The sequence below is a fragment of the Microbacterium sp. C7(2022) genome, from assembly GCF_028823665.1.
Taxonomy (GTDB): Bacteria; Actinomycetota; Actinomycetes; order Actinomycetales; family Microbacteriaceae; genus Microbacterium.
Window position 1 is genome coordinate 1 of sequence record NZ_JAPEHV010000070.1, and the last position, 262, is coordinate 262.

The following is a 262-nucleotide window of genomic DNA, read 5'->3' on the forward strand; positions in this document are numbered from 1 at the left end:
CTTATGAATCCCTTCTCTAGCAAATCCCTCAATTTCTCTTTTAACTCTTTCAACTCAGCAGGAGCCATTCTATATGGAGGAATAGAAATAGGCTGGGTATCGGGAAGAACATCAATTCTAAAGTCAATCTCCCTATCGGGAGGGACTCCAGGCAAATCCTCAGGAAACACATCAGGAAACTCACTCACAATCTGGACAGACTCAATAGTAGAGGGCTCAATATCGTCAGACTTGACTCGTACGAGATGATAGATACATCCTT

At 42.7% G+C, this 262-nt stretch carries 1 protein-coding gene; it reads right to left on the reverse strand.

The genetic code is table 11. The features are described 5' to 3' along the window. On the reverse strand, window positions 1-188 hold a 188-nt coding region (locus ON062_RS13705), incomplete at its 3' end, for a hypothetical protein (RefSeq protein ID WP_274647700.1). Window positions 189-262 lie beyond the last annotated feature (74 nt).